The 14,487-nt window shown below is 65.2% G+C and carries 16 protein-coding genes and 1 pseudogene; 6 read left to right on the top strand and 11 right to left on the bottom strand.

Annotated elements, in window-relative coordinates; genetic code table 11:
• The first annotated feature begins 2 nt into the window (after positions 1-2).
• The gene (locus ACIA76_RS10825; RefSeq protein WP_397150967.1) at positions 3-248 is read left to right on the top strand and encodes a hypothetical protein; all 246 of its coding nucleotides are present in this window, start codon (positions 3-5) and stop codon (positions 246-248) included.
• Here the strand turns inward: ACIA76_RS10825 and ACIA76_RS10820 are convergent.
• Together ACIA76_RS10820 and ACIA76_RS10815 are read right to left on the bottom strand one after the other, a co-directional pair.
• Complete coding sequence (locus tag ACIA76_RS10820) at positions 237-809, bottom strand: TetR/AcrR family transcriptional regulator (RefSeq protein WP_397150965.1); 573 nt, start codon at positions 807-809, stop codon at positions 237-239. The two genes, ACIA76_RS10825 and ACIA76_RS10820, sit on opposite strands and share 12 nt — an antisense overlap.
• Before the next feature lie 23 nt (positions 810-832).
• The gene (locus ACIA76_RS10815) at positions 833-1,936 is read right to left on the bottom strand and encodes an agmatine/peptidylarginine deiminase (protein WP_397150963.1); all 1,104 of its coding nucleotides are present in this window, start codon (positions 1,934-1,936) and stop codon (positions 833-835) included.
• A gap of 142 nt (positions 1,937-2,078) precedes the next feature.
• Here ACIA76_RS10815 and ACIA76_RS10810 point away from each other — a divergent pair, with 142 nt between their 5' ends.
• Positions 2,079-2,612 carry a TIGR00730 family Rossman fold protein gene (locus tag ACIA76_RS10810; RefSeq protein ID WP_397150961.1) on the top strand — a complete coding sequence of 178 codons (534 nt, stop codon included), beginning with the start codon at positions 2,079-2,081 and terminating at the stop codon, positions 2,610-2,612.
• A gap of 177 nt (positions 2,613-2,789) precedes the next feature.
• On the opposite strand, the gene ACIA76_RS10805 is transcribed toward ACIA76_RS10810, so the two are convergent.
• From ACIA76_RS10805 to ACIA76_RS10785, 5 genes are read right to left on the bottom strand one after another with little or no spacing between them, the layout of a single operon-like run.
• Positions 2,790-3,851, bottom strand: coding sequence for an agmatine/peptidylarginine deiminase (locus ACIA76_RS10805; RefSeq protein ID WP_397150959.1), 1,062 nt, complete (start codon positions 3,849-3,851; stop codon positions 2,790-2,792).
• Positions 3,851-4,336: a hypothetical protein gene (locus ACIA76_RS10800; protein ID WP_397150957.1), complete on the bottom strand. Its 486-nt coding sequence runs from the start codon at positions 4,334-4,336 to the stop codon at positions 3,851-3,853. Before ACIA76_RS10800 ends, ACIA76_RS10805 begins: the two co-directional genes overlap by 1 nt.
• A gap of 28 nt (positions 4,337-4,364) precedes the next feature.
• Positions 4,365-6,101 carry an ABC transporter ATP-binding protein gene (locus ACIA76_RS10795; protein ID WP_397151911.1) on the bottom strand — a complete coding sequence of 579 codons (1,737 nt, stop codon included), beginning with the start codon at positions 6,099-6,101 and terminating at the stop codon, positions 4,365-4,367.
• 35 nt (positions 6,102-6,136) lie between these two features.
• A complete protein-coding gene (locus ACIA76_RS10790) occupies positions 6,137-7,099 on the bottom strand; it encodes a dimethylarginine dimethylaminohydrolase family protein (RefSeq protein WP_397150955.1) in 963 nt (320 codons plus the stop codon).
• Positions 7,096-7,812, bottom strand: coding sequence for a phosphatidylserine decarboxylase (locus tag ACIA76_RS10785; RefSeq protein WP_397150953.1), 717 nt, complete (start codon positions 7,810-7,812; stop codon positions 7,096-7,098). The genes ACIA76_RS10790 and ACIA76_RS10785 overlap by 4 nt, the downstream gene beginning before the upstream one ends.
• Before the next feature lie 600 nt (positions 7,813-8,412).
• Here ACIA76_RS10785 and ACIA76_RS10780 point away from each other — a divergent pair.
• Positions 8,413-8,724: pseudogene (locus ACIA76_RS10780) on the top strand (LOG family protein); the annotation flags it as partial.
• On the opposite strand, the gene ACIA76_RS10775 reads toward ACIA76_RS10780, so the two are convergent.
• The gene (locus ACIA76_RS10775) at positions 8,721-8,873 is read right to left on the bottom strand and encodes a hypothetical protein (protein WP_397150951.1); all 153 of its coding nucleotides are present in this window, start codon (positions 8,871-8,873) and stop codon (positions 8,721-8,723) included. The pseudogene ACIA76_RS10780 and the gene ACIA76_RS10775 overlap by 4 nt on opposite strands.
• 222 nt (positions 8,874-9,095) lie before the next feature.
• Positions 9,096-9,374: a cold shock domain-containing protein gene (locus tag ACIA76_RS10770; protein WP_397150949.1), complete on the bottom strand. Its 279-nt coding sequence runs from the start codon at positions 9,372-9,374 to the stop codon at positions 9,096-9,098.
• Between the two features lie 141 nt (positions 9,375-9,515).
• On the opposite strand from ACIA76_RS10770, the gene ACIA76_RS10765 reads away from it, so the two are divergent.
• The 3 genes from ACIA76_RS10765 to ACIA76_RS10755 all read left to right on the top strand — a co-directional run bounded on the left by ACIA76_RS10765 (position 9,516) and on the right by ACIA76_RS10755 (position 12,712).
• Positions 9,516-10,331 carry a DUF5753 domain-containing protein gene (locus tag ACIA76_RS10765; RefSeq protein WP_397150947.1) on the top strand — a complete coding sequence of 272 codons (816 nt, stop codon included), beginning with the start codon at positions 9,516-9,518 and terminating at the stop codon, positions 10,329-10,331.
• 4 nt (positions 10,332-10,335) lie between these two features.
• The gene (locus tag ACIA76_RS10760) at positions 10,336-10,674 is read left to right on the top strand and encodes a DUF397 domain-containing protein (protein WP_397150945.1); all 339 of its coding nucleotides are present in this window, start codon (positions 10,336-10,338) and stop codon (positions 10,672-10,674) included.
• Between the two features lie 535 nt (positions 10,675-11,209).
• Positions 11,210-12,712, top strand: coding sequence for a DUF222 domain-containing protein (locus ACIA76_RS10755; protein WP_397150943.1), 1,503 nt, complete (start codon positions 11,210-11,212; stop codon positions 12,710-12,712).
• A 129-nt stretch (positions 12,713-12,841) separates the two neighbouring features.
• On the opposite strand, the gene ACIA76_RS10750 is transcribed toward ACIA76_RS10755, so the two are convergent.
• Together ACIA76_RS10750 and ACIA76_RS10745 are read right to left on the bottom strand one after the other, a co-directional pair.
• The gene (locus tag ACIA76_RS10750) at positions 12,842-13,411 is read right to left on the bottom strand and encodes a thiol:disulfide interchange protein DsbA/DsbL (RefSeq protein WP_397150941.1); all 570 of its coding nucleotides are present in this window, start codon (positions 13,409-13,411) and stop codon (positions 12,842-12,844) included.
• A 210-nt stretch (positions 13,412-13,621) separates the two neighbouring features.
• Complete coding sequence (locus tag ACIA76_RS10745; RefSeq protein WP_397150939.1) at positions 13,622-14,479, bottom strand: alkaline phosphatase family protein; 858 nt, start codon at positions 14,477-14,479, stop codon at positions 13,622-13,624.
• Between the last annotated feature and the right edge of the window lie 8 nt (positions 14,480-14,487).

Here is a 14,487-nt window from a genome sequence, read left to right as displayed (position 1 = left end):
CAATGCTTTTCGATATCCGAACCATAGTCGGCTCGCTGCTCGGTATCTACGGCGTGATCCTGATCGTCACCGGCGCGGTCGCCGGATACGACCATGAGCGCACCGGCGGCTGGAATATCAACCTGTGGGCGGGCATCGGCATGGCCGTCGTCGGCGTCGCCTTCCTGGCCTGGGTCCGGCTGCGCCCGGTCAAGGAACTGGTCCACCAGACATCCGAGGGCGTCGACGACACGAAATCAGGGACGTAGTTCGAGAACGATTGCCTGCGTGAGGAGTCGGCGGGCGCGGCCGAGGGTCAGCGATCCGCTGTGCCAGCGCTCGCTGAGTCCCTCGACCAGGGCGGTGAGCCGTTCGGCCGCAGCGGCGGGATCGACGTCGCCGGCGACGCTGCCGTTGTCGCGGGCCTGTCGCACAAGGGCTTCCACGTCGGCGTTCCACGCGCCGGTGCTCGCCTGCAGCGGTTCGCGCAGATCCGGATGAAAGGTGGCACTGGCGCGCAGTTCGCCCCAGGCGATGCTGTTGAGGCGGATACCCTCGTCATCCTGCAACTCCAGCAACAGCATTCGCTCGACCCGGGTGCGCGGATCGTCGCTGCCGGCGAGCGCGGGACGGGTGTACTGCCGGGCCCGCTGGTTGATGTGATCGAGTGCGGCGCGCAGGATTCCGGCACGATCGGAGAAGTGGTAGTAGATCAGCGCGGTCGACACACCGGCCTCGGTCGCGAGTTTCGGGATGCGCAGGCCGCGCACGCCGTCCTGGGCGATGACGCGGACGGCTGCTTCCAGGATCTGAGTTCTACGCTCCGACACGGCTTCTCACAGTAGGGGGAGGATCAGGCGGGTTCTTGCTGAGTGGTGCAGTGGATCCCACCGCCGCCCGCGGCGATGGCATCGATGTTGATCTGCACGACCTGGCGGTCCGGGAACAGCCGGGTGAGCGTATCCCGGGCTGCCGCGTCGGCCTGGGCGTCGCCGAACTCCGGGGCGATCACCCCACCGTTGCAGACATAGAAGTTGATGTATCCGGCGGCGAAGTCCTTATCCGCGAACGTCTCTCGCACCGTCGATGGCCCCGCCAGTACCTCCACTCGCAGCGGGCGGCCGCGCGCGTCGGTGGCCGCGCGCAGAATGTCGAGATGGCGGCGGGTCACGTCGTGATCGAAGGACTTCGGATCGTTGTGCAGCCCCGCGACCACCACGCCGGGAACCGCGAAACGGGCGTAGAAGTCGGTATGCCCGTCGGTGATGTCGTGCCCCGCGATGCCCGGCAGCCAGATGACCTTCTCGATACCCAGCAGATGCCGCAACTCGCCCTCGACCTCGGCCTTCGTCCAGCCCGGGTTGCGATTGTCGTTGAGCACACAGCTCTCGGTGATGATCGCGGTGCCCTCCCCGTCCACCTCGATGCCGCCGCCCTCGAGCACCAGCTCGGTGTGCACGACCTGCGCGCCCGCCCGGTTGGTGACGAACCCGGCGATCTTCGCATCGCGGTGATGCTCCTGCTTGTCGCCCCAGCCGTTGAAGTTGAAATCCACACCGCGAGTGGTGTTTCCGTCCCAGGTGAAGACCGGCCCCGTATCGCGCATCCACAGATCGTCGACCTCGGCCGGGACCAGCTCCACATTCGCCCCGACCAGACTCCGCGCCAGCGCCATCTCCTCCGGCCGCACCAGCATGCTGACCGGTTCGAAGCGCCCGATCGTGGTGGCCACGGCAGCCAGATCGCGCTGCACCTGAGCGAGTAACCGCTGACCCCAAATGCCCTCGCTCGCACCGAAAGCCATCCAGGTTCGCCGATGCGACCACCCCTCATCCGGCATCACCCACCCCGTCCGATCGGCCCGTCGACTCCGCGACCGGACCGTCTCACCGCACCCCGCGACGAGCAGCCCACCGAGTGCGGCTATCGCCCTCTTGACGAATGCCCGCCGTCGCATCCCACTCTCCTTCGTCCATGACCTGGGAGAACGGTAAATTCTGACTGAAATGTCAGTCAAGATCTTCGTGTCGGGTGTCACTCTCGTACTTGCCCATCCGCCCTGAGAAACCCGCTCGACCCGGCCGCATAGAGTGACGGACGTGGATATCTGCGTCTTTCTCTCCGCGGCCGAACTCGACGAGCGCTACACCGGACCGGCGCGCGAATTCGCCGAGCTGATCGGTAAGGGCGGGCACACGCTGGTGTGGGGTGGGTCCAACGTCGGGCTGATGAAGGTGGTGGCCGACAGGGTGCAGGCGACCGGCGGCCGGCTGGTCGGAGTGTCGGTGGAGTTCCTGCAGAACAAGGCCCGCGACAACGCCGACGAGATGATCATCGCCGCGGATCTGGCCGAGCGGAAGGCCCAACTGCTGGCCCGCGCCGATGCCGTGGTCGTCATGGTCGGTGGTACCGGAACCCTGGACGAGGCCACCGACATCCTCGAGCTGAAGAAGCATGGGCTGCACGAGAAGCCGATCGTCCTGCTCAACACCGCCGGTTTCTACGACGGCCTGCGACAGCAGCTCGAGCGCATGGCCGCCGAGGGCTTCCTGCCCCGCCCGTTGGCCGAGCTGATCCACTTCGCCGACACCGGCGCCGACGCGCTGACCTATCTGGAACAGACGGTGGCCTAGCAGAAGAGCAGCCGGGGCGTTCGACCTCTACAAGCAACGCGCCGCCTCCCCTCAACTGGTGAGGTGGCGGCATATTCGTCGGCGTTGATCAGCGGGGTATTCGATGCCTTCGCTCCTCCGATCTCGAACTTCCCTATCCCGCAAGCTCGTTCCCGTGGGGAGTGCCCGAACAATTCCTCACAGCAGTCGGGGCTGCTGCTGGGTGGCGCAGTGGATGCCCCCGCCGCCCTCGGCGAGGGTGTCGATGTACACTGGCACCACCTCCCGCCCCGGGTAGCAGTCCGCGAGCAGCCCGGCGGCGCGTCGGTCGGCGGCGCGGTCACCGAAGACCGGGACGAGGACCGCGCCGTTGACCACGTAGTAGTTGACGTAGGAGGCGAAGAACTCCTTGCCTCGATTGCCGATCTCGGCCCAGTCCGGTTCCACCAGATCGATCACCTCGAAGCGGTGCCCGTCCGCGTCGGTGCTGGCCTCCAGGATCTCGCAGTCCTCGTGGTAGAGCCGGATTCGATCCGCCGACGCACCGGGACCGGGCTTGTCCAGCAGCACCACGCCCGGCCGTGCGAAGCGGACCATGGTGTCGACGTGGCCGTCGGTGATGTCGGCGCCCCGGATTCCCGGCAGCCAGATCACCTTCCGCACGCCGAGCACTGCACGCAGGTCCGCCTCGAGTTGCTCGCGGGTCCGATCTGGATTGCGGTTGCCGTTGACGATGGCGCTTTCGGTCGTCATGAGGGTGCCTCGTCCGTCGCATTCGAGGTTGCCGCCCTCGGTCACCAGTGCGGCCTCGATCCGGGGCAGGCCGTAGTGCGCGAGCACCTGCCGGGCGACCTGGGCGTCTCGGGTGTGGATCTGTTTGCGGCCCCAACCGTTGAAGTTGGTGTCCACGCCGGCGAGCCCGTCCTCGGTGGCTACGAAGGTGGGGCCGGTGTCGCGTATCCACAAGTCGTCGACCGGGATCGCCAGCACCTCGATCCCGGGCCCGCACACGTGCCGGACCTCGTCGAGGTGGGCTGGGCAGGCGAGCACGACCACGGGCTCGTACCGCGAGATGACCTCGACCAGTCCGGCCACGTCTCGGCGCACCTCGGCCAGATCCGCGTGCCAGATCCGGCGACGTGCCGGCCACGCCATGAATGTCCGGGCGTGCGGGTGGATCTCCTCGAGCATTCGCACCTCGGATCCGCCGGGCGGTGCGAGAGTGGGCTCGCCCGGGGGGACGGGTCGGCAGGTGAGCATCAGGCCGCCTCCAGGGGCGCGAAGATCTCGTGGTGATGCTGTTTCCACGCGGTCCAGGTGGGTGACGGGTGTCGGCGCAGCCCGTACCGGTGGGCGCGGTCCAGGGCAGGCAGCAGAGCGCCGCCGGCGGTGAAGGTGTCCTCGCAGCGCCAGGTGGGGCGGCGGAACGCCCAGCCCCGGCCGGGTGTTTTGATCAGGTATCGGCTGGCCAGGTGGGGTGCGATGTCGTAGGGGAACCGCTCGAGCGTGGCACGGCGCGGATCGCCGGCGGGGCCGAACCAGGTGGTGAGGTAGTGGTCGTGCCACGACGCGACCGCTCGAAGTTCGGCCACGCTGGGACGGGCGGCGTCGGGATCGGGGAGGACGACGGCGCTGATGTAGCGGAACGTCAGCGCCGTGTCGCGGACCAGCGGAATCCGCAGCTGCTCGGCGAGTTCGTCACGACACACCAGATCGAGGAGGAAGGGCCGGTAGTCGTAGCTCATGCCGGACCGCCTTGTCTCCTGTGCATGATCACTCCCGGGGCGCGACGGCGGCCAGTTCTCGGTAGACGGGATCGGAGTCCAGCAGGATGGAGTGCGGCCCGATCGCCCGCACCCCGCCCTCGTCGAGCAGAACGACCTGATCGGCCTCGGCCGCCACCGAGAATCGGTGGGTGACGGCGACGACGACCCGGCTCAGTGCCTGGTGGGCCACCGAATCCAGGAGTATGCGCTCGCTGACCACGTCCAGCTGTGAGGTGGCTTCGTCCAGCAGCAACACCTCCGCACCGCGCAGCAGCGCCCGAGCAACGGCCAGCCGCTGCCGCTGACCACCCGAGATCGCCACCCCGCGTTCGCCCACCGGGGTCTGCAGACCTTCCGGCAGCGAGGCAATCCACCCGTCCAACGCGACGGCCCGCAGTGCGCTCTGCATATCGACGGCGTCCGGATTCGGTACGCCGTACAGGATCGCGTCCCGGACGGTCTCTCCGAGCAGCGGAGCCTCCTGCTGCACGTAGGCGAGTCGCCGACGCAGCTCGTCGCGATCCCATTCGCGGACATCGACCTCGTTGAACAGCACCCGGCCCTGGTCCACGTCGACGAACCGCTCGATCAGGCTGAGCAGTGTCGTCTTCCCGGTGCCCGAGGATCCGACGAGCACGGTGAGACCACGCTCGGCCACGAAGCTGACATCACGCAGCACGGGCCGATCGTGGTAGCCGAACCAGACCCCGTCGAACCGCACCTGCGGGGCCCGCCCGCCCTCGCGGGCCTGCCCCGCGGCGCGGGGCGTGGTCGGCAACTCCGCGGCCTCCGTCGGCAATGCGTGCAATGCCTCGATCCGCCGCACGGCGGCGAGACCCTCGGCGACCTCCACCACCGCGAAGGACAACGTGTCGATCGGGTCCCGCAGGAACGTCACGTAGAGCAGGAACGCCACCAGGTCGCCGACGCCGAGGCTGCCGGTGGCGATCCGAGCACCACCGAAGGCGAGCACCGCGAGGAAGGTGACGTCCACCGAGGCGGCGGCGATCATCTCCAGTACCGCCTCGGCCCGCACCGCGCGCCGGCCCGCTCGGAACGCGGCCTCGGCCTCGGCGCAGGTGCGGTCCGCCTCGGCCCGCTCGGTACCGGACGCCTTGACCGTGCGGAACGCGATCAGCGCCCGATGCAGGGACGAAGTCATGGCAGCGACCCGTTCCTGCCCCTGCTCGGTGGCCTCGCCGACGCGGTGCCCGGCGAACTTCTCGCCGAGCGTGGTGATGGCCAGCACCACCACGACAACGGCGAGCATCGGCAGGTCGATCGTGCCCATCAGGACCAGCGCCCCGACCACCGCAAGTGGGGCGGCGGCGGTGTGCACGAGGGCGCCGCCGACCGTGTCCTCCAGCAGTGTGGTGTCGCTGCCCACTCTGGACAGGAAATCGCCGACGGGCCGACGCTCGACGGTGTCCACACTGGTGCCCAGCACCTGCCGTACCAGCCGGCACCGCAGGTCGGTCACCAGCCGCATGGCGCCGCGACCGAGCAGGAACGTGCATACGCCCGACAGCGCGACCGCGACGACGGCGAGTCCGCACAGGACCACCAACGGCCAGAGCAGGCTGCCGCCGACCGTCAGCTGGTCGAGTACCCAGCGGGCGATCAGCGGCTGGGAGAGCGCGGCGGCGTCCCCGATCAGTTCCAGCACCATCATCACGGCGAGAAATCCGCGCATACCCCGCACATAGCTCCACAGGGCACGCAACGATCCCCCGTGATCGGTCATCTCGGTCACGGCCATCCCCTCGTGCACGGCACGGATCAGAGCAACTGGAACGAGTAGGAGTACCTGTTCAAGTGCATCACCATGCAGGACAGCAATGCGCCACCCTTGTGGTATTCGCTCAGGTTCACCAGGGTCAGTTCGAAGGCGAGCTGGTTGGCGATGTCCTCGAGCTCCCGGTTCTTGGCCAGCTCCTCGTTGTAGTCCTTGCTGCCGATCTTGAGATCGTGGATGTGGGAGGCGTTGATGATGGTGTTGTGCAGGCGAACGGAGTTGCACAGCCCGGAGTAGGCGGCGTCCGCCGAGACCTCGATGATCTCGGTGTACTTCTCCAGTTCCTCGATCTCCTCGTCCTCGAACATCTCCGTGCACACCAGGGTCTGCTCCCTGGTGATGGGAAATACCGAGCAGTCCAGGTGATAGAGATAGGGATCGGTCTCAGCGAGCTTGATGACCTTCATGTCGAAGGTGCGTTCCATCCAGTCGTAGGTCTCGCGCTGGGATCGCAGCCCGTATCCGCCGACGTAGACGTTGTCGTGCAGGTGCTTCAGCTCCGCTTCGCCCTCGAACTTCGTCTCGGGAATGTGGACCTGGTAGCCCATCGATTCGAAGAACACCCGGCCGATCTCGGTCTCGCCGATCCGTGGCTTGGAGGTGAAGTTGGACAGCACCACGGTTTTGCGATCCGGTATGTGTTCGAGCACGATGCCGAGATTGGCCGTGAAGACCAGGTCCTGGAGCCCGATCGTCCGCGGCGTCGGCAACAGGTAGACCAGTCCCTCGGCGGCGAAGTAGCTGTACAGGTCGAGAAACTGCACCATCGCCTTGCGCGGGTTCGGCGTGCGTTCGGCCCCGGTCAGCTCCTCCATCCAGATGTTGTTGGCCACCTCGGTGGAGTACGAGAACGGTGGATTGAGCAGGTACGCGGGCCGTTCCAGTTGTGTGGGATTGACCGGCCGGACCACCGGTGCGGGGGCGGGGGCGTTGGCTGTTGTCGTCATGACGCCTTCTCCTGGATGAGGTGGCCTTCGGCCTTGTCGCGGATGTGCACCAGCGGGTCGATACCGGCCTCGACATGGTCGCCGACCTGCCACAACGGCACGAAGTGGTAGATATCCGACAGCGGAATGATCAGGTCCACCTGCGAGCCGTAGCGAATCTGTGAGAATCGTTCACCCTGTTGGACCGGCTGGTTCTGCTTGAGCTCGAACGGAGTGATCGAGTCGACGTCGTAGTCGGCGATCTGGAGGATGTAGTACGGCTGGTGGAATTCGGGGACGTCGACACGATTCACCATGCGCTGGTTCTGGTGGAGGTACTCGGCCTCGTCGGTGGAGATCCGCAACTGCTCGAGTATCCCCTTCTCGACATCGAGCATCGGGCGGTTCTCGGTGTCGAGGGGCTCGAACTCGCGGTAGGACAGGCGCCCCGAGCACGGTATCCGGTTGACGTGGACGTCGAAGAACGTCATGAAGATGCCGATGACGAGACTGGTCCGGTCGTAGGAGTCGTCTCGCAGCGCCTCCCGCAGCGAGTACGACCTCCCCTTGATATCGACCAAACTCTCGGTCGGTTCCACCACACTCTGATAGACGATTATTCCGTCGGCCGGCGAGAAGAAGTACCAGGAGTCGACATAGTGCGGCCTGCTCGGGTCGCGAAAGAAGTGATACTGGGACAACCAGGAGACGGGCTTGTCCTGCACTTCACGCACGTCCGTCTCTATCCATTCTTTCAGGGTTTTAGCCATGATTCAGAATCTCTTCTGTTTATATGGGACGACCGAAAAACACGGCCATCTCATGAATGGGAATGACACACAGATCAGTCGGTATCACGGTGCGCGAACTTCACCGGGGCAGCGCGTGCTGTCAGCGCTGGCGTCAACTGGTTGCCGCTTGTCATTGCGGCTCTGGTCACTCGCTACGACTAGACGTCTCCGATCCTGATCGAGTGTGCTGGTGCGGGAATTATGTTGCTACACATCGGTTCTACCGCCAGCAGGTCACCCGATAAGCACCATACCATCGGATTTCTCCGGGATTAAGGCTCCGGTAGTTATTGTGCGAAAACAACAGACGGCCTGATAAGGGGTTGCCGCAGGGGCCCGACCGCGGGATAATCCCGGTGCCAATCCGGACCCTGGTCCGGAGTCGCTGGTCCCCGGCTTGTCGAGCTGCGCGTTTCCGGACCATTCCGATCTTCCCATCGGAGGTGATCAAAAAGGAAGGGAAGAGATTAATATGGGAATGGGAAGAGATTGAAAAGGCATAAGGGAATGGTTGGACTATAGAACAAGGCCCGCGACAACGCCGACGAGATGATCATCGCCGCGGATCTGGCTGTGCGGAAGGCGCAGCTGCTGGCCCGCGCCGATGCCGTGGTCGTCATGGTCGGTGGTACCGAGACCCTGGATGAGGCCACCGATATCCTCGAGCTGAAGAAGCATGGGCTGCACGGGAAGCCGATCGTGCTGTTCAACACCGCGGGTTTCTACGACGGCCTGCGACAGCGGCTCGAGCGCATGGCCGCCGAGGGCTTCCTGCCTCGCCCGCTGGTCGAGTTGATCTACTTCGCTGACATCGGTGCCGACGCGCTGACCTATCTGGAACAGACGGTGGCCTAGCAGAAGAGCCGTTCGCAAGGCAGCCGGGGGAGCAGCTCCATATCCTCGGCGATGTCGACGATCGTCTCGACGAGATCGCAGTGGCTCCGCCGGAACTCGCGGATAAAGGCGCGTGCGACCGACGGCGCGGCGGCATAGTCGAAGGCCATGCCGCCCAACCACACTCGCAGATGGATATCGCGCTCACATGATCGAGGCTCATCGACGCACACGCCACCCGCTGGGTGCACGATGCTTGGGCGCCCGACGCGATTGCGGCACAGCATGTTTCGGCGGCGCGTCAGGCAATCCCACTGTGGCGAGCCATGCCGCGAAGGCGAGAAGCATCGGAAAGCCAAGCGCAGCAAGGACGTAGACCAGAACCGGGGCCATCACTGTTCCCCCGCATCCCGCCGAATCCGGACATTCTCCGCCTGCCGCCGCCCGGAAGGCCCTGTCCCGATATCGAATTCGACGCTGTCTCCGTCATCGACGTAGGCATACCCGCGACCATCGCGCCGCCCGTCGACGATCTGCGTGTAATGAACGAAGACGTTCCTCCCGCCATGCGCGGGAAGGATGAACCCATACCCTCGGGTTCTGTGGAATGAAACCACCGTGCCCTTGAATGCGGGCTGAGTCGGATTGCCTTGTGGGGCAGGGTGTTCCATCGACCTCCAAGGTGGCAGTGCGGATATGATGTAGAGTACGTCACTTAGATTAAGTATGTAGCCAAACCGCAGAAATCGATCCCTACTCGAGAGAGGGTCATGATGCCTCGGACTTCTCCAGCCGTTGCCGGGTGGGAGCTGATGCTGCGGGTGCGCAAGCGTGCCGAGGCACTCGGGGTGAAGGCTCTCACCATCCAGAAGTCGCTCGGCATCAGTTCCGCCTACTGGTCACAGGTCGCCAACTACCGAGGCGTTCTGACAGAGGAGAATCTCCGGAAGCTGCTCGACCTGTTGGAGTTCGACACGGAGGAGCGCGATGAACTGCTCGGACTGCGGACGATCGCGAAATCGCGCGGCTGGTGGAACGAGTACTCCGCGTTGTTCAACGACGAGCTGATCAGGTTCTTCGGTTTGGAAGACGGTGCGGTGAGCATCCGCAGCGTCGAAAGTGGCGTCATCCCAGGCCTTCTGCAGACCGAGGATTACATCCGTGCCCTCCTGTCGTCTCCGCTGTCGACCGGACGGCCGACAGAGATCGGGCAGCGGACACGGGCGCGTCTACAGCGGCAGCGTCGATTTGATGAGCCCGAGCCCTTGCAGTTGTCGGTGATCATCGGACAAGCCGCCCTCATGCAGCAGATCGGCGGCTCGCAGATTCAGCAGGAACAGCTTCGGCACCTTCTTCGGCTGGCGGACCAGCACTCTGGGACTCTCGATATCCGCGTCCAGCCATTCACCGGCGCAAGTCTCAACGCCTCGACGTTCCATCTACTGGATTTCGAAAGCCCGCGTCTGCCGACACTCGGCTGGCTGGAGACCGCCATCTACGGCGAGACCGTGTACGACCACAAGCGGGTCGAAACCCTGGACTACCTCTACAGGAGGGTCGAGTCGATAGCACTCGACCGGGACGAATCCGCACGGCTGATCGATCAAATCGCAAGTCGGATAGTGTAGTTACGTGCGCACGAACTGGTTCAAATCGACCTTCAGCGGCGAGGCGCAGACATGCGTCGAGATCTCGCTCCAGCGCGACGCGGTGCTCATCCGCGACAGCAAGTACACCGGCCCGACTGCCACCCAGCCGATCATCATCGTCACCCCCACCGACTGGCAGCCCTTCCTCGATCTCGCCCTGAGCGGCACCTCCGGTCGACTCCCCAGCGGCATCATGATCACCCTCGATCCCACCGGCGGCGCAACGATCACCGCCGAAGCCATCTCCCTGACCTACAACGCAGCCGAATGGGACGCTTTCACCAAGGGCATCGCTGACGGTCAATTCACCCATCGCCCTTGACCTTCGATGGGGGCCTGCTCCCAGGTCTCGGAAGTCGTGGCCGAATCTCAAAATCCGGCCACACCTCGGCCAGTTGGCCACGACTATGAGACTTCGCTTCCTCCGCTGGCCGGTCCTCGCCGAGCCCGTTCGTGACATTCGGCATCGGAGCGGGTCGTCCCGCGAACTGGAACTCCAGCCGACTACTTCACGACGCCGGTCATGAAGAACTCGTTGACTCTGTAGCTGCACCCATCGGCGCACTGCACTGCCTTGATGGTATGAGTGCCAACGGATTTCGCTGTCCATCTGTGTGAAACGGCTTGATATCGGCCCTCTGTTGCATGCTGATCAAGCCCGAGTCGGAATCGACAGCACCAGCTATCGAGCGACCTGACTTGACGATCGAATCACCGGCTTAACTGCGCGGCAGTGCGATCGATCCCGAAAGACCCGGCCCACCAGGCCTTTTCGAACGTCCGTCCAGTGTGAAGACATCGATATCAGATCCGGCGGGACCTAGCCGCCGAGCCCGGACCAGGGATAGTATTCGAACATGTATTCGAATCGGAGTGAGGTGGGGGAGCAGGCAACGGAATCGTTGCTGGCCACCGCCACCACCCTGCTCGAAACCCCCCTGGACCCACTGCCCGACGAGGCGGTAGTGGAGGCGACCAGGCAGGTCGAGCGCGGTATGCGGATGCTCGCCGCGGTCCAGCATCGCCTCGCGGTCGAGATCAGTGAACGCTCGATTCCCTCCCGTGCTGGGGTGAAAACGTTGAAGCGGTTCCTCATGCAGACTCTGCGCCTGTCGAGCGGTGACGCGGGGAGCCGGGTGAACCTGGTGGACTGGGTCGGGACCCGCCACGACACGACGGGACAGCCGCTGGATCCACCACTGCCGCGGACGGCGGCAGCGCTGGCCGCGGGGGAGATCTCGATCGATCATGTGCGTGGTGTCGTGGCGGTGATGAATCGTGTCCCCCGCACCACGGCCGCCGAGGATCGGGAAGCGGCCGAGGAGGTGTTGGCCGAGTTCGCCCGCTCGGGTTCTCCCGACGATATCGGCAAGGTCGGTGCCCGGATCCTGGCGCTGCTGGACCCCGATGGCCGGGTGACCGATGATCAGGACCGGGCCCGCATGCGCGGGATCGTCCTCGGGCGCCAACGCGCCGACGGCATGTCCCCGATCCGCGGTGAGATCACCCCGGCCCTGCGCGCGCTACTGGACCCGCTACTGGCCAAATACGCGCGCCCGGGCGTCTGTAACCCCGACGATCCCGCGAGTCCCGCCGTGGACCCCGGCCATGCCGACGCCGATCGGCTGGCCGCCGCCGCGGCCCGCGACCATCGCAGTCCCGCGCAACGCACCCACGACGCCCTGCTGGCCCTACTGCGGTCCGGGGTGCTCGGCACCGAACTCGGCACCCACCGTGGTATGCCGGTCACGACCGTCTTGACAATGAACCTCGCGGACGTGGAACAGCTGTCCGGGGTCGCGACCACCGCCACCGGCGGCACCGTACCCCTTCGAGAGGCCTTGAGGCTGGCGGAGAAATCGCAACCGTTCCTGGCCGTGTTCGACCACGCCGGACTACCACTACACCTCGGACGCACCAAACGGCTCGCCACCCGCACACAGCGATTGGCGTTGATCGCTGCCCTACACGGCTGCTCACGACCCGGCTGCGACGCACCCGCCAGCCTGTGCGCGGTCCATCATGTCCTGGACTACCGCAAAGGCGGCCACACCGACCTGCCCAACCTGACCCTGGCCTGCGACCCCTGCCACGCCCTAATCCACGACGGCCCTGGCGGCTGGAAAACCGTTCCCCGGACCCGAGGTTCGCGCTACCCGGGCCGCACCGCCTGGATCGCACCCGCCCACATCGACCCCACCCGCACCCCACAGGTCAACCACCGCCACCACGCCGCCGAACTCCTCGCCCACGCCCTCACCCACCTCCACCAACGCAACCAACACGACCGCCAACAACAACACCACCAACGGCCACCCACCCCCGACTCCCACCCACCACCGACAACCACTGCCGCATGAAAACCCCATCGCGCCAGTCCGCGACGGCACGTAGCTGTGATCAATCCGCTTATGTCACAGATGAACACACAGTCGCGCGTGCTGCAGTTGACCCACCGCCTGACGGTCTGATCGCCGTAGATCGACCGGCTACACGTCGCGTTCCTTGGCCACCAGCACATCGAGCACCTGCAACAGGGCATCAGGGCCGCCCGACATAGCGAGGTCGGTCCTGTACTTCCCGTTGACGACAAGTGTCGGGACGTTTGTCATCCCCACCCGATGTGTTCGGTCCTTGGTTTGCGCCAACCGCGCGCGCACGGCGAACGAGTGGAAGGTCGTCAGATAGGTGTCGAGGTCGATACCCTGCTGGGCGAGGAACGTCGTCTGGTCGTCCAGAGTCGTCAGCCTTCTCCGCTCCCCGTGAATGGACTTGTAGACGCTGTCGACCATCTCGTCATCGGCCAGACCCATCAGATCCAACGTCAGATGCATCTGACCATGCGCGTCCCATGGCCCGCCGAACAGGGCCGATACCCGCCCGAACCGGACGTCGGCCGCCTGCTCCCGCACCCATGGCCGCAGGGTCGACTCCAACGCGCAGCACTGCGGGCTGCCGTACCAGAAGAACTCCCAGACCACGATTCGGTCGGACGGACTCACGCGCATCGATCGCGGGAGCAGCGCATACTGCACGCCTTCTCGAATCTCCTCGGCCATGACTCTGCTGTCCTCTCCGGATCAGGGTCGTCGCTGCCCAACCACGGAAGGGCATGCGGCCTTCGGCATCAGCATGCCAGAGCCCGGTGAATCCGTGCGCCAAAGCTCCCATGACGACCTACGCGGGATCGGTCAGGAGGCTCTCGAACAAGCTTCGCGGCCGACGGCCGATTCACCTCCCGCCCGATGGAGCTGCATGCCGCTATGCCGCTAGCCCGCCGGGGAATTCCATATGTCGGTGATCGGGGTGGCGTCGGCGGCGTGAGCCAGCGGGGGGAGGCCGTAGATGTCCTCGAACGTGCGCAGCACCGAGTAGTGGTCGATTCGCTCGGCATACTGTCCCGGGCGGACATCGGCTCCGTAGAAGATCGTCGGTATGCGGTTGACTGCGGTGCCCTCGTCCTCGTCGAAGGTGACGACCAGCAGGCTGTTGTGGGTCTTGGCCCATTCGGCGTAGGCGGACAGGTGGTTTCGCAGCCAGGTATCGCCGGTGGACACCGAGCAGTCGTGAATGTCGTTGCACATGTTCGGTGAGACGAACGAGATCGCGGGCAGTCTGGTGAAGTCCGAGGGGAAGGCCGAGTACGGCTGATTCTGCTCGGCCGGGACGGTGTCGAAATCCACCCAGCCGTTATGCTTTCGCCGGTAGAGACCGCCGCTGCCGCTGCATCCGGTAAAGCCCGCGCTCGGCATGCTCTCGGAGTAGCCGACGAATGTCATTCCGGCCGAGGCGAGTTGATGACCGAGATTGTCGACGCCGTGGAAGTCATTGGGGCAGCTGTCGTCGGTGATGCCCTGGGTGTCGCCCGAGAACAGCGCGATGTAGTTCGGTTGGCTGGGGTGGGTGAGGGCATGCGCGTCGGTGAACAGCGCTCCACCCGTGGCCAATTGGTTGAAGTATGGGGCCTCTTCGCTGCCGATGACGGCGTCGTACCCCTGGTTTTCGAACATCACCTCGACGATGTGGTCGAAGCGGGGGACGGCCGCGGCGCCGGCCGGACCCGTCGCCGGGAGCAATCCCCCGGCGACGACGGCAAGCGCTGCGGCAAGTAGGGAAATACGGCTCATGGCACCTC

This window comes from Nocardia sp. NPDC051570 (genome assembly GCF_044454005.1).
Taxonomy (GTDB): Bacteria; Actinomycetota; Actinomycetes; order Mycobacteriales; family Mycobacteriaceae; genus Nocardia.
Note: the sequence above shows the minus strand (reverse complement) of the source record. Positions and strands in the feature narration are given on the sequence as shown.

Coding starts and splice junctions, on each gene's coding strand:
- ACIA76_RS10755 (WP_397150943.1), top strand. CDS start 11,210: ATGTATTCGAATCGGAGTGAGGTGGGGGAGCAGGCAACGGAATCGTTG.
- ACIA76_RS10805 (WP_397150959.1), bottom strand. CDS start 3,851: ATGCTCACCTGCCGACCCGTCCCCCCGGGCGAGCCCACTCTCGCACCG.
- ACIA76_RS10800 (WP_397150957.1), bottom strand. CDS start 4,336: ATGAGCTACGACTACCGGCCCTTCCTCCTCGATCTGGTGTGTCGTGAC.
- ACIA76_RS10765 (WP_397150947.1), top strand. CDS start 9,516: ATGCTGCGGGTGCGCAAGCGTGCCGAGGCACTCGGGGTGAAGGCTCTC.
- ACIA76_RS10825 (WP_397150967.1), top strand. CDS start 3: ATGCTTTTCGATATCCGAACCATAGTCGGCTCGCTGCTCGGTATCTAC.
- ACIA76_RS10795 (WP_397151911.1), bottom strand. CDS start 6,101: ATGACCGATCACGGGGGATCGTTGCGTGCCCTGTGGAGCTATGTGCGG.
- ACIA76_RS10745 (WP_397150939.1), bottom strand. CDS start 14,479: ATGAGCCGTATTTCCCTACTTGCCGCAGCGCTTGCCGTCGTCGCCGGG.
- ACIA76_RS10775 (WP_397150951.1), bottom strand. CDS start 8,873: ATGGCCTTCGACTATGCCGCCGCGCCGTCGGTCGCACGCGCCTTTATC.
- ACIA76_RS10770 (WP_397150949.1), bottom strand. CDS start 9,374: ATGGAACACCCTGCCCCACAAGGCAATCCGACTCAGCCCGCATTCAAG.
- ACIA76_RS10750 (WP_397150941.1), bottom strand. CDS start 13,411: ATGGCCGAGGAGATTCGAGAAGGCGTGCAGTATGCGCTGCTCCCGCGA.
- ACIA76_RS10790 (WP_397150955.1), bottom strand. CDS start 7,099: ATGACGACAACAGCCAACGCCCCCGCCCCCGCACCGGTGGTCCGGCCG.
- ACIA76_RS10815 (WP_397150963.1), bottom strand. CDS start 1,936: ATGCGACGGCGGGCATTCGTCAAGAGGGCGATAGCCGCACTCGGTGGG.